17 protein-coding genes and 1 pseudogene are annotated in these 19434 nt (G+C 66.1%); 12 read left to right on the plus strand and 6 right to left on the minus strand.

Features of this window, described 5'->3' with window-relative positions; all coding sequences use genetic code 11:
• Positions 1-301: 301 nt before the first annotated feature.
• Positions 302-565, plus strand: a complete 264-nt coding sequence (locus tag AS031_RS12350; protein WP_058268439.1) for a DUF3072 domain-containing protein — start codon at positions 302-304, stop codon at positions 563-565.
• A 31-nt stretch (positions 566-596) separates the two neighbouring features.
• On the opposite strand, the gene AS031_RS12355 is transcribed toward AS031_RS12350, so the two are convergent.
• Entirely contained in the window at positions 597-800 is a 204-nt protein-coding gene (locus AS031_RS12355) for a hypothetical protein (protein WP_058268440.1), read from the minus strand.
• A gap of 294 nt (positions 801-1094) precedes the next feature.
• Here AS031_RS12355 and AS031_RS12360 point away from each other — a divergent pair, with 294 nt between their 5' ends.
• Both AS031_RS12360 and AS031_RS12365 read left to right on the plus strand, forming a co-directional pair.
• Positions 1095-2438, plus strand: coding sequence for a glycosyltransferase family 87 protein (locus tag AS031_RS12360; protein ID WP_228379625.1), 1344 nt, complete (start codon positions 1095-1097; stop codon positions 2436-2438).
• Positions 2439-2445: 7 nt separating this feature from the next.
• Positions 2446-3723: a glycosyltransferase 87 family protein gene (locus AS031_RS12365; RefSeq protein WP_058268441.1), complete on the plus strand. Its 1278-nt coding sequence runs from the start codon at positions 2446-2448 to the stop codon at positions 3721-3723.
• On the opposite strand, the gene mptB is transcribed toward AS031_RS12365, so the two are convergent.
• The gene (gene mptB / locus AS031_RS12370) at positions 3720-5309 is read right to left on the minus strand and encodes a polyprenol phosphomannose-dependent alpha 1,6 mannosyltransferase MptB (protein ID WP_058268442.1); all 1590 of its coding nucleotides are present in this window, start codon (positions 5307-5309) and stop codon (positions 3720-3722) included. The two genes, AS031_RS12365 and mptB, sit on opposite strands and share 4 nt — an antisense overlap.
• A 114-nt stretch (positions 5310-5423) precedes the next feature.
• Entirely contained in the window at positions 5424-5813 is a 390-nt protein-coding gene (locus tag AS031_RS12375; RefSeq protein ID WP_058268497.1) for a MerR family transcriptional regulator, read from the minus strand.
• 176 nt (positions 5814-5989) lie between these two features.
• Here AS031_RS12375 and AS031_RS12380 point away from each other — a divergent pair, with 176 nt between their 5' ends.
• Complete coding sequence (locus AS031_RS12380) at positions 5990-7489, plus strand: SulP family inorganic anion transporter (protein WP_058268443.1); 1500 nt, start codon at positions 5990-5992, stop codon at positions 7487-7489.
• Positions 7490-7531: 42 nt separating this feature from the next.
• Here the strand turns inward: AS031_RS12380 and AS031_RS12385 are convergent, their stop codons facing one another.
• Together AS031_RS12385 and AS031_RS12390 are read right to left on the minus strand one after the other, a co-directional pair.
• Entirely contained in the window at positions 7532-7948 is a 417-nt protein-coding gene (locus tag AS031_RS12385; RefSeq protein WP_141688814.1) for a hypothetical protein, read from the minus strand.
• A gap of 925 nt (positions 7949-8873) precedes the next feature.
• Positions 8874-9902, minus strand: coding sequence for a LacI family DNA-binding transcriptional regulator (locus AS031_RS12390; RefSeq protein ID WP_058268445.1), 1029 nt, complete (start codon positions 9900-9902; stop codon positions 8874-8876).
• A 122-nt stretch (positions 9903-10024) separates the two neighbouring features.
• Between AS031_RS12390 and AS031_RS12395 the strand changes: the two are divergent.
• The 3 genes and pseudogenes from AS031_RS12395 (at position 10025) to AS031_RS12405 (ending at position 13054) form a co-directional block, all read left to right on the plus strand.
• Positions 10025-11253 (plus strand): annotated as a pseudogene (locus AS031_RS12395) (Gfo/Idh/MocA family protein).
• Positions 11250-11948, plus strand: coding sequence for a ThuA domain-containing protein (locus AS031_RS12400; protein ID WP_058268446.1), 699 nt, complete (start codon positions 11250-11252; stop codon positions 11946-11948). The pseudogene AS031_RS12395 and the gene AS031_RS12400 overlap by 4 nt, the downstream one beginning before the upstream one ends.
• The gene (locus AS031_RS12405) at positions 11933-13054 is read left to right on the plus strand and encodes a Gfo/Idh/MocA family protein (RefSeq protein WP_058268447.1); all 1122 of its coding nucleotides are present in this window, start codon (positions 11933-11935) and stop codon (positions 13052-13054) included. Before AS031_RS12400 ends, AS031_RS12405 begins: the two co-directional genes overlap by 16 nt.
• On the opposite strand, the gene AS031_RS12410 is transcribed toward AS031_RS12405, so the two are convergent.
• On the minus strand, positions 13051-14202 hold the full coding sequence (locus tag AS031_RS12410; protein WP_058268448.1) for a GGDEF domain-containing protein: 1152 nt from the start codon (positions 14200-14202) through the stop codon (positions 13051-13053). The two genes, AS031_RS12405 and AS031_RS12410, sit on opposite strands and share 4 nt — an antisense overlap.
• 162 nt (positions 14203-14364) lie before the next feature.
• On the opposite strand from AS031_RS12410, the gene AS031_RS12415 reads away from it, so the two are divergent.
• From AS031_RS12415 to AS031_RS12435, 5 genes are all read left to right on the plus strand, one after another.
• Positions 14365-14601, plus strand: a complete 237-nt coding sequence (locus AS031_RS12415) for a zinc-ribbon domain-containing protein (protein ID WP_058268449.1) — start codon at positions 14365-14367, stop codon at positions 14599-14601.
• A gap of 125 nt (positions 14602-14726) precedes the next feature.
• Entirely contained in the window at positions 14727-16085 is a 1359-nt protein-coding gene (locus AS031_RS12420) for a hemolysin family protein (protein WP_058268450.1), read from the plus strand.
• The gene (locus AS031_RS12425; protein WP_058268451.1) at positions 16078-17118 is read left to right on the plus strand and encodes a hemolysin family protein; all 1041 of its coding nucleotides are present in this window, start codon (positions 16078-16080) and stop codon (positions 17116-17118) included. Before AS031_RS12420 ends, AS031_RS12425 begins: the two co-directional genes overlap by 8 nt.
• Positions 17119-17411: 293 nt before the next feature.
• Positions 17412-18575, plus strand: a complete 1164-nt coding sequence (rsgA, locus tag AS031_RS12430; protein ID WP_058268452.1) for a ribosome small subunit-dependent GTPase A — start codon at positions 17412-17414, stop codon at positions 18573-18575.
• Positions 18576-18621: 46 nt separating this feature from the next.
• Entirely contained in the window at positions 18622-19329 is a 708-nt protein-coding gene (locus AS031_RS12435) for an alpha/beta fold hydrolase (protein ID WP_058268453.1), read from the plus strand.
• Positions 19330-19434: the final 105 nt, after the last annotated feature.

Below are 19434 nucleotides of genomic sequence, written 5' to 3' on the forward strand. Positions count from 1 at the left end.
GACGATCATCCACTCCGCACTCCATCCGGAAGGGGCGGAGGCGGGGTGCGGAAGCGGCAAGGTCCATCAGGCCGACCCTCCAGGCATCGGAGGAATTCGGTCTAATATAACTGTGCTTACTAACTAATATATTAGGGCGATGCGAGCCAAGCCACAATAGGTGGCGGGTGATTTACCTGCTGGAAGAGAAGCGGGGCCAGGCGCCGGCGCACCTCACGGCCCATATGGGGCGGGCTGCCCGCCAAGAGAATCAGCCGGCGGGGACCCGCGCTTTGTCAGGGGCCAGGCCTAGACTCGGGGCATGAGTGAAAACAAGGAAACCCTGGGCAGTCCCACCCCGGAACCGGATGCCGGCCTGAACCGCGATCCTGAGGACTGGGTGACGGGCGACGAACCCATGACGGCAGCGCAGCGCAGCTACCTGGATACGCTGGCACGCGAGGCGGGCGAGGAACTGCCTGCAGACCTCAGCAAGGCGGAAGCGTCACAGCACATTGACCGGCTGCAGCAGAAGAGCGGCCGCGTCTCCGGCGACGCCGGCGGAGAACAGGATCCGGCCGGCTAGGTCCAGCCGGCCCGGCGGACCTCGGCGGGCTTTACCAGGCCTGGTGTTCGCGCGTCACGCCGAAGGGAACGGCATCGCTCAAGGCGACCGTGAACTTGTCGGCTCCGTGGCGGGTCACCAGGATGCCGTGCTGCCGTCCTGCCATGGCGTGCTTCCTGGCCACGGAGACGGCGGCATCCAGCTGGCTGTCCATGCTCTGGCGGTCAGTGACGGTGAAGGTCAGGGGAAAGTTCATCGGTTGTGCCTTACGGGGTGGTGCGGGAGGGACGGAAACACCTGCGCTCCCCCAGGCGGCAGTGCCTGGGGACAATGGTGCATGACGGACTCCAGCCCAGCAACTTTAGAAAAATACCGCAGGCCAATGCGGGGATAGCGCTTTCCAGCATAGAGGCAATTACGGACCCCGAGGGCCCGTGAATTAGAGTTGAATCCGGGCGGAAGCTGGTTCCCGGCCCTTCGCTGTCCCCGAAAGACGCCGCTGTTCCACTGCCCCGCGGCAGCGTCCTGCCACCCGCGCAACAATATACGTGTGCCACGACCTGACAAGGATCCCGCCATTTCCACGGACGCTTTCTTCGGCCATCTCACCCGGATCCGCAACGTCATCCTCCCCTCCGGGGCACGCGCAGCGCTCAACAGCCCGCGCGGCCTCCTGGGTGGATTCATCCTGGTGCACCTCGTCTTCCTGGTGTTCGCGGCGTCGCTGTCCCTGCGCGGGGAAGCCTTCAGCGACACCTTCATCTACCGCGATTGGGCGGTGGCAGGCTTCAGCGACGCCAACCTCTCCGGTGGCCCGAGCCCTTGGGTTTACCCGATACTGGCACTGATCCCCATGGCGATCGCCGGCGCTGCCGGCCCCGGGCCCTTCTTCTTCCTCTGGGTGCTCATGACCACCCTGCTCAACGGCTGGGCGCTGCTCAAACTGACAGAGCGCGGCACCAACAGGGCCGCCATCCCTGCAGGCTGGTGGTGGCTCGCCTTCACGTTCCTGATGGGCTGGCTGGGATTCGCCCGCGTGGACGGCCTCACCGCCCCGCTGGTCCTCGTTGCCCTCGCATACGGCGTGGGCCGGCCCTTCGTGGCCTCGGTCCTGCTCGCCGTCGGAACCTGGGTGAAGGTGTGGCCCGCGGCCGTCATGCTGGCCCTGTTCGCCGTCGTCAAGAACCGGCTCACGGTGGTCCTGGCGGGAATCGCGACGACGGCGGCCGTCGTGGCGCTGGCGGCGGCCCTGGGCAGCGTCCCCAAGCTGCTGAACTTCCTCACCCAGCAGGGTGACCGCGGCATGCAGCTCGAAGCGACCTTCACCACCCCCTGGCTGTGGCTGTCAGTGCTCAACGTCGGCGATTCCCGCATGTACATGAACACGGCCATCAACTCCATGCAGGTGGATGGTCCCGGCACGGCCACCATGTCGGTCCTGATGCAGCCGCTGCTGATCCTGGCAGCCCTGCTGGTGGCGGGGCTGACCTTCTGGGCGCTGCACAACGGCAAGCAGCACAAGGTGGCCGGCGGCGTGGACCGCACGGAACTGCTCCTGGCGGGCGCCCTGACGCTTGCCACCGCCTTCGTGGTCTTCAACAAGGTGGGCTCGCCGCAGTTCATGGTCTGGCTGGGCCCGGCGGTGGCCGTGGGCCTGGCGCACAGCTGGCGGGAATGGCGCGTCCCGGCGGCGATGCTGATCGCCATCGCCGTGGCCACCTTCTTCATCTACCCGCTGTTTTACGACGCCCTCAGCCACAACAACCCCTGGATGGCGCTGGTGCTGACCATCCGCAATGTCCTCCTGGTGGTGCTGTTCCTCTGGAGCGTCCGGCGGCTCTACCTGCTGGGCCGGAAGACCCCGGCGCCCGCTCCTGCGCTCAAGGAGTCCTGACATTTCCATGACATTCTTCGACCGCCTGGTCAGCGTCCGCGGCAAACTGCTCCCGGCCAAGGTGGTGGACTGGTTTGCCCGCCCCTCCAGCGTGTGGTGGGGTTTCGCCGTCGTCCATCTCTACTTCCTGGGCTGGATGGCGTCCTTCTTCCTGCACGGCGACACCTTCAGCGACACCGAGCAGTACCGGCAGTGGGCCACGATGGGCTACAACCCGCAGGACCTGGACGGCAAAATCAGCCCCTGGGTCTACCCCGTGCTGGCGCAGCTTCCCATCTTCCTGGCCAACATTGCCGGTCCCGGCCTGTACCTCCTGGCCTGGTTCCTGATCATCACGGCCCTCAACGCCGTGGGACTGCTGTACCTGACGCGCGGCCCGCGGAAGGTTACCGGCATCGCCCCGGCCTGGTGGTGGCTGTTCTTCACGATTTTCATGGGATATCTCAGCTTCGCCCGGGTGGAAGGCATCACGGCTCCGATCGTGTTGATCGCCCTGCTCTACGCGGCCGAGCGTCCTGTGGTGGCAGGCGTGCTCCTCAGCATCGCCACCTGGATCAAGGTGTGGCCGGCGGCTGTGCTGGCACCCATCGTGATCGCCAGCCGCAAGCGCATCCAGGTGGTGCTCGCCGGCGTGGCGGTGACCGCTGTCGTCGCCCTGGGAACGTGGCTCAGCGGCGGACTGGCCCACATCATGGACTTCCTCCTGAACCAAGGCGAACGGGGCATGCAGCTTGAGGCCACGTTCTCCACTCCGTGGGTGTGGCTGAGCGTCTTCAACATCGCCGGCTCCAAAATGGCGGACAACACGGCCATCAACTCCACTGAGGTTTACGGGCCGGGCGCCTCCACTGCAGCATTCCTGATGCAGCCGCTGCTGATTCTCGCCGCCGTCGTAGCCGCCGTCCTGCTGGTCCGCGCGCTGAAACGCGGTGCCGAACGCGAGGAACTCTTCCTGGAGGGGTCGCTGATGATGGTCACGGCCTTTATCGTGTTCAACAAGGTGGGCTCACCGCAGTTCATCATCTGGCTGGCACCGGTGATCATTGCCGGCCTCACGCACGACTGGAACCGCTGGAAGGTTCCGGCCGCCCTGCTGATGGGCATCGCCATGACCACGTTCGTGATCTACCCGCTGTTTTACACCCCGCTGATCCATGCGCACCCGATGATGGCCGCCGTCCTTACCACCCGCAACGTGCTGCTGGTGGTCCTGCTGTGGTGGTCGGTCAAACGCACTGCGGAACTGGGGAGGAAGCACGCCGCCCCTGTGGCGGCCGGCGCTTAGCGGCTTTCGGCGCGGCGTGCGGCCAGGCGTTCTGCCACCCACTGCCAGCCCCTGCGGGCGAGGTCGGTGGGCCGTCCCTCGATGAGCAGCTTGCGTGTATGCACGTCGAGGAATAGAAGGTAGAAGGTGAAGGCCAGCGCGGTGACGAACGCCAGGGACGAGGCTGGAATGGGCAGTTCCACGAAGCCCCAAACCGACAGCTGGTCCTGGGCGCCGAACACCACGAAGAACGTCACCGCCACGTACAGGGAGCGGATTTGCCAGTCGTCACGGATGCCGGTCACGGCCAGGAACGGCAGGAACCACAGGATGTACCAGGGCTGGATGATGGGCGAGAGCATGACGACGGCGGTGAACGCCAGCGCCATCCGGCGCACCGCCCGCGGGTAGTCGCCCCGGAACATCAGCAGCAGGACCAGCCCGATGGCGGTCCACTTCATCCCGGTCCGCAGCCAGGTGGCCAAGGTGCCGCCCGGAAGCCCAATGGCGTTGGCCAGCATTTCCACCTGCTGGCCAAGGAAGCCCGACGGCGAGTAGCCCGTGTATCCGGGGGTGGGGTCCATGATGGCCCAGGTCCAGCCCAGGCCGAGGTTGTAGGGGATGCCGCTGATGACCAGGACGGCAAGGCTGATGCCCGCCGTGGCGCCCCAGATGAGGAACCTGCGTAGCCAGGACGCCGAGGGCCCGGCCCACATGACCCCGATGAAGGGCAGCAGGAGCACGGTGATGGGCTTGATGCCGATGGACGCCGTCACCAGCAGGATCCCTGCGAAGTAGTGCCGCGTGGCGGCGAAGTACACGCCGGCGACGGCCAGTCCCACCATGAGTGCGTCGTTGTGTGCGCTGGCGATGAAGCTGATGAGGAACAACGGGTTGGCGACGGAGATCCACAGCGCCCGCGCTCCGTTGATGCCGTGGAGTTCCGCGAGTTTGGGCACATAGATGACGCAGAGCAGGACACCGGCTCCGGCGAGGAGCCGGAACAGCAGGACGGACGCATCGGGCTGCGCCCCGGTGAGTCCCACCACTCCGCGTGCCAGCCAGAGGAAGTAGGGGCCGTAGGGTGTGCGGTTTTCCGCCCATGCGGGGTCGGCACCGAGCGCGAACCAGTTGTTCAGGGTGGAGATGCCCACCTCGTAGGGGTTCTGTCCCTCCTGGACCAGCCGGCCTTGGCCGGTGTAGGCATACACATCACGGGAGAACACCGGCACGCAGAAGAGCAGCGGCACTGACCATGCGGAGACGGCGATCACCACTGATCGCAGTGACCGGTGTCCCCAGTCCGCTAGCCGTTGGCCCAGCCGGAGCCAGGATCGTATCAGGAGCATGGCGCCAACGGTCAGGAGGACCGTGGAAACTGTGACGCCCCAGCCTTCGGTGCGGAGCGCGATGACAACGGGCTGGCGGATCATGGGCGAGCCGTTGGCGATCCATCCTGTTCCGATGGACCCGACGAACATCATGAGGGAACCGACGAAGCCTTCGATCGTGGCCACGTACGCACGCCCTTTGGCCGGCGCGGAAGTCGTGGCCGGTGCGCCCGGCTGGCTTTCCGAAGTCCGAAGGTGTGACCCGCCTGCCGTCATGATTGTGTCTGGTCCCCTACCTGGTTGCGGCGCTGGCTCGGCCAGCATTGAATGGCCGCCCTGCAACCCGGCTATTTTATCAGCCGGACTTCCCCTGACCCGGAGCAGCAGCCCCTACTGCGCGCGGAGCAACGCCAGGAACTCGTCGGCCATCGCGAGTTGCTCCTCCAGCTTGGCACGGCGCCGCTGGGCCTCTTCAATGAAATTGACCAGCTCGGATCTGATGGCTGTGTCATCCTGGCCGGGTTCGGTAGCTTCCAGCGCGTCAACCACCCGCAGCAGCTCGGCCATGGCCTCAAGGGTGAACCCCAGGGGCTTCATCCGTCGGATTACCAGCAGTCGGGCGAAGTCGCGTTCGGTGTACAGGCGGAAGCCACCGTCAGTCCGGCCTGACGGTTTGAGCAGGCCCACCTCGTCGTAGTGCCGGATGGTCCGCAATGACATCTGCGACCGGTCCGCGAGCTCGCCGATGTGCATCGTCGCCACTACTTCTTCGGCGGTCATTTCTTTCACCATCACGTCACCGACCCTGTTCAACCCTCACGTTAGGGTAGTGTTGCACACGCATCCGGACGTTGCCGGTGCATTTCTTCCAAGACCGGGCTGGACCCGTGCGCAGCGTGGCGCAGAAACGTTCCCCACCGCTCTTCCCCAAAGAGCCGAGTCCCTGGAGCCGCTCCTTGGCCGTCGCCGACCACCCCCGCCCTTTCCGGCAACCCGTCACCGTATTGACCGCCCTGCGCTCTCCACGGCAACTCTCCCGCGAGGTCCTCGCCGGGATGGTCACAACGCTCGCGCTGGTCCCGGAGGTCATCTCCTTCTCGATTGTTGCCGGGGTAGATCCCATGGTGAGCCTTGTCGCCTCGATCGTTCTGGCCCTTGCCATGTCCATCCTGGGTGGACGCCCCGGAGTGGTCACCGCCGCCGCGGGGTCGGTGGCGCTGGTCATCGCTCCCCTGGTGCATGAACACGGCGTGGAGTACGTCCTGCCGACGGTGCTCCTGGCAGGAGTGATCCAGGTGGTCTTCGGCCTGGCCGGCCTCGCCCGCCTGATGCGGTTCATTCCCCGCTCTGTGATGATCGGGTTCGTCAATGCACTGGGCGTCCTGATCTTCATGGCGCAGGCGCCGCACGTCCTCAACGTTCCGTGGCTCGCCTATGCCCTGTTCGCCCTGACGTTCGCGATCATTTTTATCCTTCCGCGGTTCACCAAGGCGGTCCCGTCACCGCTGGTGGCCATCGTCGTCGTCACCGCGATCGTCATCATTGCCGGCCTGAGCGTTCCCAACGTGTCCGATGAGGGCCCACTGACGGGCAAGCTGCCCGGCTTCACCCCGTTCCTCTTCCCGGTGAGCCTCGAAACGTTCCAGCTGATCCTTCCCACCGCCCTGAGTGTGGCCTTCGTGGGACTGATGGAAACCCTCCTCACCGCGAAACTCGTGGACGGCATCACCGACACCCCGTCCCACAAGGGCCGTGAATCGTGGGCGTTGGGAGTATCGAACATTTTCGCCGGGTTCTACGGTGGCATCGGCGGTTGCGCGATGATTGGCCAGACCGTCCTCAACGTGAAGACCGGCCAGGCACGCACCCGCATCTCCACGACCGTGGCCGGGGTGTTCCTGCTCGCGCTGGTCACGGGGCTCAGCTCGATCATGGGCCAGATTCCCATGGTGGCCCTCGCTGCGGTGATGATGGTTGTGGCCGTAACCACCGTCGACTGGCACAGCGTCAAGCCGTCCACCCTGAAGCGGATGCCGCTGCCGGAGACGCTCGTCATGGGCGTCACGGTGACCGTCGTGGTGTTCACCGGGAACCTTGCCTACGGCGTCCTGGTGGGCGTTGTCCTTGCCATGGTGCTGTTCGCTCGCAGGGTTGCCCACGTCATCACCGTGGACAGAAAACTGGCGGACGACGGCGAAAGCGTCCGCTACGAGGTGGTGGGACCGCTCTTCTTCGGCAGCAGCAACGACCTGGTGGAACACTTTGCGTACGCCGAGGATCCTGCGTCAGTGACCATCAACCTCAGCCGGGCCCAGATTTGGGACGCCTCCACGGTCGCCGCCCTCGACTCCATCGAAACGAAGTACGGCGACCACGGGGCGACGGTGACGATTGAGGGCCCCGATGAACGCAGCACCGGATTCCACCGGCGCCTCAGTGGGCACCTCGGCTCCTGAACCCTCCGGCCATTCGATGCCGGGCCGGCGTTTGGCGACGTGTCAGCGCCGGACGAGGATGTTGTCCTGGATCAGCGCATACCCCTGGCCCACCAGGTCCCCGGTATTCCCGCCGTCGGCCACCACGGCAGCCTCGCTCCCGTACCCCAGCAGATTGGTGGTCAGCACCGGCTTGCCATCCGTCGTGCACGCCGAACCCCACCGCTCCTTTCCTGCCTCAGCAACCTGGATCAGGCAGAATCCCGCCCCCTGGTCCGGGCGGGCAAGGTAGAACCGGAAACCTCCGTGATCCGCAGCCAGCCTCACGGTGGAAGGGTCCTTGCCCTTGAGGTCCACGAATCCGGGGACCTCGTCTTCGGCTGAAGCTGCCCGGTCAAGAATGGCCATGTCCGGCTGCGCCGGCTCCTGGGTACATGACACCAGCGCCAGCATCGCCAGGGCTGCAACGGCAGACGTCACCAGAGTGCCACGGACCGGCATAATTCCCCCACCTCAAAAGAAAGTATCTGCTTAGCAACGATATTGCCGAAGAACAGGTTGCGCAAAAGCGACTTGACTTGATCTGCGAAGCAATTCGATGTTATAAGAAACGACCAGAAGCCCCAAATACCATCATAAATCGGTGCAGTCAATTCATAAATTTCTGAAATTTAGTTGGATATTCTTGCTACGCTCGGTCCGCCATCGGAATTGTATGGATTTATCAAATGGGGGAACATGAATATCAGAAAAGCACTTTTGGCAGCGACACTCTCCGCAGGCCTAAGCCTTGGCCTGGCGCTTCCTGCGCATGCATCTGACACCCGACCGTCCACGCTGTCGGGTGAAGATGTCCAAGCCGCTGTGGATCATCACTTCGCGAATCTTGCCACGCAGCACTTGCAGCCAAAGGGAAGTGTGGCGGGCACAGATGCGGTAGGGGACACATACCGCGTCTCAATAACCGGCCAGCAGTACGGAACCGAATCCCCGGACATTCTCGCAAGCTGCAGGAATCCCGGCGCAACCTGCAGCCTGTCCCGCGCCGTGACCATGTCAGCCACAGTGTCGGGAGGGTTCGGATTGTCGGCGGGCGCTGTCAGCGCACAAGCGGGTCTCAGCTATTCGGTATCCGTCTCCGATACCGTCTCTTGCACTTCACCGGTCCTCGGCTATAACCAGCTCTACGTCGCACGCCCATCTGGAACTTTCGTTTTTTACAATGTTGACCGTTACAACCTTTTTGGTTTTCATACCGGAACTGAACGTGGGACGGCATTCTTTCCCACGGGAGTTTCGTGCCGTGTAATTTACGGATAAGGCAACACGAACCAGGGCACCCATTAGTTTAATTGGCAATGGGTGCCCTTTCGCGCTCCGGGAAATTGGATGGCGAAGGGGGAGCTTATTCTCCGGGAGGTACGGCCGTCGATTCGCGGACTACCAGCTTCGTGGCCAGTTCAACCCGACGGGAGTCCGGAACCTCACCCCCGACCTGGCGCAGGATGATCCGGAGGGCCGCCCGGCCGATGTCCCGCAGAGGCTGTGCCACGGTGGTCAGCGCCGGAACGGACTCCTCCGCCTGCCGGATGCCATCGAATCCCACCACGCTGAGTTGCTGCGGAATCCGGACCTGCTGCCGGAGAGCTTCGGCGATCACACCCAAGGCGATGGTGTCGCTGGCGGCAACCACCGCTGTGGGCCGGGGATCGAGCAGCAGCAGGTCGCGGAGCCGCCGCGCGCCGTCGTCGGACCTGAACTCCCCCGCCAGGACGTACCGGTCCTCCGCGGCGATTCCCTGCGAGCGCAGCGCCGCAAGGTAGCCGTGCAGCCTGGCCTGGCTGCACTCCACCGCCTCGGGACCGCCCAAAAATGCTATGCGCCGGTGCCCCAGCGCAAGGAGGTGCGCCGTGGCGTCCTTGGCCCCGGCCCAGTCGGTGCAGCCGACGCTCACCACCTCCTCCGACGGCGGATTCAGGGGATCGATGACCACCACGGGAACGCCGCGGCGGTGGAAGGCGTCCAGCGGCGCATCGCCGAAGGCCGAGGTCACCACGATCATTCCGCACCGCCCTTGGTCCACGAGGCGCTGGGCACGCTGCTCCGGGTTGGGCGCTACCCCGCGCGAGCCCGTGCTGCTCAGCAGCACCTCCACGCCGCCGGCCGTGGCCGAGTCCATGATCCCGGCCAGCACCTCCGCCGTGTAGCCGGAGTTCAGGGAGTCAACCACCACCTCCACCACCGGAACCGCAGCGAGGGAGCGGCGGTGCTGCACCGGCGACCTGTAGCCCGACTCTTCCAGGATGGCCAGGACCCGCTTCCGGGTTTCAGCGGCTACATCCGTCCGGCCGTTGATCACCTTGGAGACGGTGGGAACCGAGACGCCGGCCTGCCGGGCCACCGCCGAAAGCGTCAGCCTCCTGCCATTTTGCATTCGGGTTTCCTATCGTCGAAAGTTTTCGCTGACTGAAAGCCTTGACGCGCAAAGGGAAGCGCAAATAGCGTCAATGTATCCCGAAATAGTACCGAAAAGTTTCGATTTGCATAGAGGCACATATGGCTCACTCCACCCCGCTGCGCATCGGCATGGCGGGCTACGCCTTCATGGGCGCCGCACATTCTCACGCCTGGCGGACAGCCCCGCGATTCTTCGACCTCCCGCTGCGTCCTGAACTCACGGCGCTGGCCGGCAGGAATCCCGACGCCACGACAGCAGCGGCCGCCAGGCTGGGCTGGAGTTCCACCGAAACGGACTGGCGCCCCCTCATCGAGCGGGACGACATCGACCTCATCGACATCTGCACTCCCGGCGATACGCACGCCGAGATTGCCATTGCCGCCCTGGAAGCCGGCAAGCACGTCCTGTGCGAAAAACCCCTGGCCAACACGGTGGAGGAGGCCGAACGCATGGCCGTCGCGGCACGGTCCGCCGCCACGCGCGGCGTCTTCGCCATGTGCGGCTACAGCTACCGCCGCACTCCGGCCCTGGCGTTGGCCAAGCGGATGGTGGACGGCGGCAGGCTGGGAACCATCCGCCACGTGCGCGCCCAATACCTCCAGGACTGGCTCAGCAATGAAAATACGCCCATGACCTGGCGCCTGGACAAGTCCCGGTCCGGCTCCGGCGCTTTGGGCGACATCGGCGCCCACATCATCGACGCCGCCCAGTGGATCATCGGCAGGCAGGTCTCCGGAGTGTCGGCGCTCATGGAGACCTTCGTCCGGGAACGGCCCCTTGCCGGCAACCTTGTGGGCCTCGGCGGCCATGGAAAGCTCGACGCCGGGTCGCCCCGGGGTACGGTCACGGTGGACGACACGGCGATCTTCACGGCAAGGTTCGACGGCGGTCCGGTGGGGGTCTTCGAGGCCACCCGCTATGCGCTGGGGCGGCGGAACGCCATGCGCCTGGAGATCAACGGCAGCGAGGGGTCCCTCGCCTTCGACTTCGAGGACAACAACGTCCTGTCCTTCTACGACGCCGCGGAAGTGCCCGACGCCGGCTTCCGCAGGATCATCGTCACCGAACCCGAGCACCCCTACGCGGGCAACTGGTGGCCCACCGGGCACGGCCTCGGCTACGAGCATGGATTCATCCACCAGGCCGTGGACCGGTGACAGCCCTCGCGGCCGGCCGCCAGCCCGAACCGTCCTTCGATGATGCCCTGCAGGTGCAGCGCGTCCTCGCAGCGGTGGAGACCAGTGCGGGCAATGAGTCCCACTGGCAGGAGATCCTCCACCCATCCCCGGCTTCCACTTCGTATGCACACGAAGGAATATCTGTATGACCGGCACAAAAAGCGCCCTGGTGGTCCGCGGCGGCTGGGACGGGCACCAGCCCGTCGAAGCAACGGACCTGTTCATCCCATTCCTCAAGGACCACGGGTACGACGTATGGATCGAGGAGTCTCCCAAGATCTATGCCGATGCGGACTACATGGCCGGCGTGGACCTCATTCTCCAATGCATGACCATGAGCACCATCGAAAAGGACGAGTTCGCGGGCCTTCGGGCCGCAGTTGAAAACGGCACAGGCCTGGCCGGATGGCACGGCGGGATTGCGGATTCGTACCGCAATACCTCTGACTACCTGCACCTGATCGGCGGGCAGTTCGCCTGCCACCCAGGCAAGCACCCGGACGAGCGCCTCGGGGAGCAGGCGGACAACTACGTTCCGTACACGGTGAACATGCTCCCGGCCGCGGCAGACCACGCCATCACCCGCGGCATTTCCGACTTTGAGCTGGTCACCGAGCAGTACTGGGTGTTGGCCGATGACTACATCGATGTCCTTGCCACCACCACGCAGAAGGTACGGCCCTGGGATCCGTGGCACCGCGAGGTCACCTCACCGGCCATCTGGACCCGCCAGTGGGGGGCGGGAAAGATCTTCGTCTGTACGCCCGGACACCGGGTGGAAATCCTGGAAGACAGCAACGTCCGCACCATCATCGAGAGGGGGCTGCTGTGGGCCAGCCGCTGACCGCAGGCACCGCCATCACCGTCGGAATCATCGGCTGCGGCGCCATCAGTGCCCAGTACCTGGCGAGCTTCCGCCGCCTGCCGAACGTCCGGCTCACCGCCGTCGCGGACCTGGACCCGTCCCGCGCGCAGGCAGTGGCGGACTCCTGCGACGGCGTGCGCGCCGTGACGGTGGACGAACTGCTGGCCGATCCCGCCGTCGGCCTCGTTGTGAACCTCACCATCCCCGCGGCCCACGCGGACATCGCGCTCCAGGCCATTGCCGCCGGGAAGGCCGTGTACGGCGAAAAGCCGCTGGCGGCGGGCACCAAGGAGGCCCGGGAAGTCCTGGACGCTGCGACGGCGGCCGGAGTGGCCTTGGGATGCGCTCCGGACACGGTCCTGGGCACAGGAATCCAGACCGCGCGAAAGGCGATCGACGACGGCCTGATCGGCACGCCCATCGCCGCCACCGCCGTCATGGCCACGCCTGGCCACGAGCTGTGGCACCCCAACCCGGACTTCTACTACCAGCCCGGCGGTGGCCCCCTGCTGGATATGGGCCCGTACTACGTCACCGCGCTGGTGACCCTGCTGGGGCCGGTGGTCTCCGTCACCGGCACTGCCAGCCACACACGCACCAAACGCACCATCGGCTCCGGCCGGCGCGCCGGGGAGGTGATCCCCGTGGAGGTGGACTCACACGTCACCGGAACGCTCACGCACGCCGGCGGCGCGGTGTCCACCCTGATGATGAGTTTCGACGCCGTCCGCACCAAGAGCCCCAACCTGGAGATCCATGGCGAGCGGGGCTCCCTGGTGGTCCCGGATCCGAACAGGTTCGACGGCGATGTGGAGCTTTTCGCGCTCGGCGCCACGCAGTGGGAGGTGCTGCCGGTCTCGGCGGGGTACCTGGACGCCGGACGGGGCTTCGGGATTGCGGACCTGGCGGCCACCCTTCCCGGCACCGAGCCGCGCGCCGGGGGCGCGCTGGCCTTCCACATCCTGGACATCATGGAATCCATGCTCGAATCCGCACGAACGGGTGTTTCGGTGCCGGTGCACAGCACGGCGCCCCGGCCGGCGCCCGTTCCACTGAGGGACGTCAGCCAGCAGGAAACCGCCTAGACCATCCCGTCGCTGCGGGCACTCCGGTTCCTGCCGAGCGATTTGGCCAGGTACAGCGCAGCGTCCGCCTCGGCGATGAGGTTGTCCACGTTGGAGGTCCCGGCGTCATAGGTGGCGATGCCGTAACTGGCGGTAGGCATCTCCACGCCGTCCGCACCGGAACCATCCGCCAACCGCCTGCTGATTTCACCGGCCACAAGCTCGGCACGCTCGGCGCTTGCCCCCGGCATAAGGAGGACGAACTCCTCGCCGCCGTAGCGGCCCACCAAGTCAGTGGTCCGCACCGTGGCGGTGCAGGAATCGGCGAAGCGCCGCAATGCAGCGTCCCCCGCTGCGTGGCCGTACGTGTCGTTGACCGCCTTGAAGTGGTCCAGGTCGGCCAGGATGAGCGCGCCCGAAGCTCCGGTAATGGCACGGTCCGCCAACTGCTCGGCGGCCAGGTCCAGGAACGCCTTCCTGTTCAGCAGGCCCGTGAGGTCGTCCCGGGTCGCCACCACGCGCAGCGCCCGCGTCTGCTGCTCACTGCTCAAGGCGGCCATGCTGAAGGACACCACCACCAGCAGGACCATGGTCACCAGGGTGGTCACCGCCGACCCGAACACGGTCACGAAGATGCGTCCGTCCTGGCCCTCCACCACGAAAGCCAGCCAGCGGAAGAAGTAGTAGACGGCGAGCCCCCCGGCCGAGACCGCCATGGGAATGCGGACCCGTGAATAACCGGGCTCCAACCGCCAGAGTTCCCGTGAGGCCAGGCCGATGCTGATGCTCATCGCGGCAAGGAACACAGCGCCGCCGGACCAGGTGTTCGTAGCGGGGTGGTCCAGGATGGAGGCCACCAGGGTGGCCAGCGGCAAGCCCGTAAATGCCCACATCGGCGGCCGGATGGTGCGCAATGACCGGGCACCGGCCCACACCGCGACACCGCCATGCACCAGCAGCACGTTGCCCAGCGGGTTGGCCCAGATCTGGTGGGGTGTTCCGTCCAGGAGGAAGCACCCCGAACCGCCCAGGAAAAAAATCAGCGCCAGGCACCACCAGCCGCTGTAAGGCGAGCGCGTAACACGGTAGGCCGAAAAGTAGAACAGGACCACCAGCACCAGCGCCATCAACCCGAAGGCGATGCGAAGGGTCGTCGTATCCAGAACCATTTCTTCCGAAGTCCCCCCACCGCCGAACCGTGACCGCCCAAGTATCGCACCGGATCCGGCACCGCGCACCAGCAGTCCAGGCCATGACGGACCCCTCAGGGCCCGGCTACTGTGGACTGGGGAACCGGCCCGCCGGCACACGCCACCAGAAAGGCCCCGAAAATGCTCCTGCTCTTCGGCTTCAAGACGTCAGACAAGGCCCTCCCGGGCAAGCACGCAACCTGCTGGCGCTGCCACGCCTACGCCCACCACACGCTGGTTGAACGGACCACCAAGTTCACCCTGTTCTTCATTCCCGTCCTCACGACGGCCAGGAAGTTCCACATCACCTGCACCAACTGCGGCTGCGTCTCTTCCATTTCGGGCCACCAGAAGCGCGCACTGGAACAACGGGGCTGACGCTTCCGGGAACTTTCCGCCGTCCCGTAAAGTTGAACCCACTATGGACGACCCTCCTTCACATATGCCCAGGCCCCTCTGCCACCTGACCGGACATCCGGCCAACACCGGAGAGGGGCGCCCCAATGTATGAATGGATCATGCTCGGCATCGGCCTTGTCCTGACTGTCGGCACCGGCTTCTTCGTCGCTTCCGAGTTCGCCCTGGTGAACCTGGACCGGCATGATCTCGAAGCCCGCCAGGCCCGCGGCGAGAAACGCCTCGGCCCCACCATCAAAGCCCTCAAGATCACGTCCACCCACCTGTCGGGTGCGCAACTGGGCATTACCCTGACCACGCTGCTGACGGGCTACACGTTCGAACCCGCCATCAGCCGGATGCTGAACGGCCCCCTGACCTCAGCGGGACTGCCGGAGGCCCTGGTTCCCGCCATCGGCTCCGTGGCCGGCATCTTCCTGGCCACCATCTTTTCCATGGTGATCGGCGAACTGGTGCCCAAGAACTTCGCCCTGGCCCTGCCCCTGGCAACCGCCAAGGTGGTGGTGCCCTTCCAGGCGCTGTTCACCACCGTGTTCAAGCCCGTGATCCTGCTCTTCAATAACACCGCCAACAAGATCATCCGCGGGTTCGGCATCGAGCCCAAGGAAGAACTCTCCGGCGCCCGCAGCGCGGAGGAGCTCAGCTCCCTGGTGCGCCGCTCCGCCGTCGAAGGCGTCCTGGACCTGGACCATGCCACCCTGCTGCACCGCACGCTGCGCTTCTCTGAGCACAGCGCAGCGGACGTCATGACGCCGCGCGTGCGGATGACGGCGGTGGGAACCGCGGAAACGGCGGAGGACATTGTCCGCCTGGCCACCGCCACGGGCTACTCGCGCTTCCCGGTGATCGGCCGGGACCGGGACGACGTGGTAGGCGTGCTGCACGTGAAGCAGGCGTTCGCCGTGGCCCTGGGAGAGCGTTCCCGGACCACTGCCGGGGACGTGATGATCGAGCCGCTGCGCGTGCCAGAATCCATGGGCGTGGACACCCTCCTGAACCTGCTCCGCAAGCAGGGCCTGCAGGTGGCCATCGTCTCCGATGAGCACGGCGGCACCGCCGGAATCGTCACCCTCGAAGACCTCGTGGAGGAAATCGTGGGTGAGCTGGAGGACGAGCACGACCGTGCCCGCGTGGGCGTGGTCCGTACCGGCCGCTCCATCACGTTCGACGCGGCCCTCCGCCCCGACGAGCTCCTGGACCGCACCGGCATCCGGGTGCCGGACGGCGAATACGACACCGTGGGCGGCTTCGTCACGGACCAGCTGGACCGGCTTCCCGAGCTGGGTGACGAGGTGAAGGTCGACGGCGGCACGCTCCGGGTGGAGCGGGCGTCGGAAACCCGCGTGGAACGGCTGCGCTTCACGCCGGCCGAAACCGCTGACGCACCGCAAAGCCCGCACGACAGGATCGTTGACAACCTCACCCGGGAGCTGACCCATGAGTGAATATCTTCCCGGCATTATCTGGCTGGCCGTGCTCCTGGTGGTTAACGGCTTCTTCGTGGGCGCCGAGTTCGCGGTTATCTCCGCCCGCAGGTCACAGATTGAACCCAAGGCGGAGGCCGGAAGCAAGGCCGCCAAGACCACGTTGTGGGCCATGGAACACGCCACGCTCATGCTGGCCACCAGCCAGCTGGGCATCACGGTCTGCTCGCTGATCATCCTGAACGTTTCCGAACCGGCCATCCACCACCTGCTGGAAATCCCGCTGGGCCTGACGTCCCTGTCCTATGAGGCCATCAGCATCATCGCGTTCGCGGTGGCGCTCCTGCTGGTGACCTTCCTGCACGTGGTCCTGGGCGAGATGGTTCCCAAGAACATCTCGTTCTCGGTGCCCACCCGGGCGGCGCTGATCCTGGCGCCGCCGCTGGTCCTGGTGGCCCGGATTTTCAAGCCGGTGATCTGGAGCCTGAACGGCATCGCCAACGGCATCCTCCGCCTGTTCAAGGTGGAGCCGAAGGACGAGGCCACCAGTGCCTACACCCTGGACGAGGTGGCCAACATCGTGGAGCAGTCCACCCGCGACGGCATGCTCAAGGACACCACCGGTGCCCTGACGAACGCCTTCGAGTTCACCGCCAAGACGGTGGCGGACGTCCAGGTCCCGCTGGCGGACATGGTGCTGCTGCCCGAGACGTCCACTCCGGCGGACATCCAGCAGGCGGTGGCCAGGCACGGCTACTCCCGGTACATCCTCACCAACGGAGCGGGAGATCCTTCCGGCTACCTCCACCTCAAGGACGTCATGGACCTGACATCCGAGGCGAAGTTCACCCGGCCGGTCCCGGCCAAGCGCATCCGCAGGCTGGCGTCCTCGTTTGCCGGCGCCGAGCTGGAGGACGCCCTCGCGGCCATGCGCCGCAGCGGGTCCCACGTGGCCCGGGTGTTCGACGCGCACGGCGCCACCACGGGGATGCTCTTCCTCGAGGACATCATCGAGGAACTGGTGGGCGAGGTGCAGGACGCCACCAGCGCCTGACCACAGCAGTCCGGCTGATCCGGGCAGGGGTGCGGTTCCCATCAGGGGGCCGCACCCCTTTTTCGTTCCGGACTATGGCCCCCAACTGCGGCTGCCGCTAGAGTGGGTCCCGGCCCCGCACTGCCGTTCCCGGCAGGATGACGGGGGCCGTCGAGGGAATGGAGGTGGTTTTGATGACTGCAGCTGTCGCGCGCCCTGGGCGCCACGCTTACATCAACCCCATCCTTTCCCCCGTTTGCCCCTGCGCTGCCTGACGCGCGCCGGGCACGGGGACATTCCCCGAGGTATCAACAGTGAACATTCCTTCAGGCAACGCCCTGGACAGTACAACAACCAACAACGCTGCGACTCCTGACGGCCCGTCCTCCTACGGGTATACGGCCGAGGTGGCACGGTATTTCGACGACCACCCCTGCCCGGAAGCCACAGGATGCGGGCGGGTGGTCCGGGTGGACCGCAACCGGCTGCTCGTGGCGGCAGCGGACGGGCTGCTGCACCTGCCCTATCCGCTCGACGGTGAGGTTGCCGCCACCGGCGACTGGGTCTGGCTGGGACCCAACCGGGCCGGTGACCGGCAGATCCTGGCCGTCCTTCCGCGCCGGTCTGAGCTCAGCCGCAAACGGGCGTTCGAGGATTCGTCCGCCGGGCAGGTCCTGGCGGCGAACATGGACACGGTGGGCGTGGTGGTGCCGGTGGACCGCCCACTGACCCACAACCGGCTCGAGCGCACCCTCGTGGCGGCCTGGGACTCCGGCGCGACTCCCCTGGTGATCATCACCAAGGCGGACCTGGCGCAGGTGGCGGACGACGTCGTCGGGAAAGTCATCCTGCAGGCGGCGGGCGTGGAGGTGGTCACCACGTCCGCGGAAAACGGTGACGGCATCGACGAGCTGATGGCGCATATCCCGCCCGGCGGAACCATCGTGTTGCTGGGTCCTTCCGGAGCCGGCAAGTCCACACTCATCAACGCCCTGGTGGGCCGGCAGGTCCAGCACACCGGGCCGGTCCGGGCCGGTGACTTCAAGGGCAAGCACACCACCACCTCCCGGGAACTGGTACCGCTTGCCAACGGCACCGTCCTCATGGACACCCCCGGCGTCCGCGGCTTCGGCCTGTTCGACGCCGAGGACGGCATGGGTGAGATGTTCGGCGATGTGGAGGAGTTGGCCGCCCGGTGCCGGTTCGCGGACTGCGGTCACGGGAACGAACCGGGCTGCGCCGTCCGGGAGGCCATCGAGGGCGGGGCGCTGACCGACCGGCGGTGGAAGTCCTACCTGAAGATGCAGCGTGAGCTGGCGGCGCTGGCGCGGCGCTCGGACGTTGCAGCCCAGCGGGCGTACTACCGCGAGTGGCACCAGAAGGTGGTGTCCGTCGGCAAATCCCAGCGGTGGGCGGAGCGGGAGGTGGCCGAGAAGCAGGACCGCGCCGGGGGTAAACGGCGCAGGCGGACCCGGTAACCATGGAACCTGCCGCCGTGTCAGTCCGCCGCGGTAGGGTGCCGTCATGGACATCATCCTCGTTCCCGGATTCTGGTTGGACGCAACATCCTGGGAGAAGGTGACGCCGGCGCTTGAGGCCGCCGGGCACCGCTGCCTCCCCCTCACCCTGCCCGGCCTGGAGTCGAAGGACGCCAGCCGGGCAGGGATCGGCCTGCGGGACCACATTGATGCCGTGGTGGCGGAGGTGGATGCGCACGGCGGGAAGGTGGTGCTGGTGGGCCATTCCGGCGGCGGCGCCATCATCCACGGTGTCATTGATGCCCGGCCGGACCGCGTTACACGGGCCATCTATGTGGACAGCGGACCCCTCGGCGAGGGCGGCGTGATCAATAACGAACTCGAGGCTGACGGCGACGATATTCCGCTGCCGCCATGGGAAGGTTTCGAGGACGCGGACCTGGTTGACCTCGATGACAGCCTGCGGGAAGAGTTCCGCGCCCGCGCCATACCCCAACCCAAGGGCGTCGCCTACGACTCCCAACACCTGCATGACGAGCGGCGCTTCGACGTCCCGGCAACTGTGATCGCCTGCGAATTCCCGTCAGCCGTGCTGCGGGACTGGATCACCGCCGGGCACCCTTTCGTGGCGGAACTGGCCCGCATGAAGGACGCCGAGTACGTGGACCTGCCCACCGGCCACTGGCCCCAGTTCACGAAACCGGCCGAATTGGGCCGGGCCATCCTGGCCGCCGTGGACCGCACTGGAACGTAGGGGGCAGTTCCCCTGCAACCAGGCCACGGGCGCGGCGGCACCCGCAGCCTGCTGCGGCGTCATCCGGGGCGGATCCCTTGCGCACCCGGCACTCCACTTGCATAC

Origin of the sequence: Pseudarthrobacter enclensis, from assembly GCF_001457025.1 — a bacterium.
Taxonomy (GTDB): Bacteria; Actinomycetota; Actinomycetes; order Actinomycetales; family Micrococcaceae; genus Arthrobacter; species Arthrobacter enclensis.

Excerpts from the sequence above, each read along its gene's own strand:
- AS031_RS12350 (WP_058268439.1), top strand. The coding sequence starts at position 302 with ATGAGTGAAAACAAGGAAACCCTGGGCAGTCCCACCCCGGAACCGGAT.
- AS031_RS12355 (WP_058268440.1), bottom strand. The coding sequence starts at position 800 with ATGAACTTTCCCCTGACCTTCACCGTCACTGACCGCCAGAGCATGGAC.
- AS031_RS12365 (WP_058268441.1), top strand. The coding sequence starts at position 2,446 with ATGACATTCTTCGACCGCCTGGTCAGCGTCCGCGGCAAACTGCTCCCG.
- mptB (WP_058268442.1), bottom strand. The coding sequence starts at position 5,309 with ATGACGGCAGGCGGGTCACACCTTCGGACTTCGGAAAGCCAGCCGGGC.
- AS031_RS12375 (WP_058268497.1), bottom strand. The coding sequence starts at position 5,813 with ATGACCGCCGAAGAAGTAGTGGCGACGATGCACATCGGCGAGCTCGCG.
- AS031_RS12390 (WP_058268445.1), bottom strand. The coding sequence starts at position 9,902 with ATGCAAAATGGCAGGAGGCTGACGCTTTCGGCGGTGGCCCGGCAGGCC.
- AS031_RS12400 (WP_058268446.1), top strand. The coding sequence starts at position 11,250 with ATGACCGGCACAAAAAGCGCCCTGGTGGTCCGCGGCGGCTGGGACGGG.
- AS031_RS12410 (WP_058268448.1), bottom strand. The coding sequence starts at position 14,202 with ATGGTTCTGGATACGACGACCCTTCGCATCGCCTTCGGGTTGATGGCG.
- AS031_RS12415 (WP_058268449.1), top strand. The coding sequence starts at position 14,365 with ATGCTCCTGCTCTTCGGCTTCAAGACGTCAGACAAGGCCCTCCCGGGC.
- AS031_RS12420 (WP_058268450.1), top strand. The coding sequence starts at position 14,727 with ATGTATGAATGGATCATGCTCGGCATCGGCCTTGTCCTGACTGTCGGC.
- AS031_RS12425 (WP_058268451.1), top strand. The coding sequence starts at position 16,078 with ATGAGTGAATATCTTCCCGGCATTATCTGGCTGGCCGTGCTCCTGGTG.
- AS031_RS12435 (WP_058268453.1), top strand. The coding sequence starts at position 18,622 with ATGGACATCATCCTCGTTCCCGGATTCTGGTTGGACGCAACATCCTGG.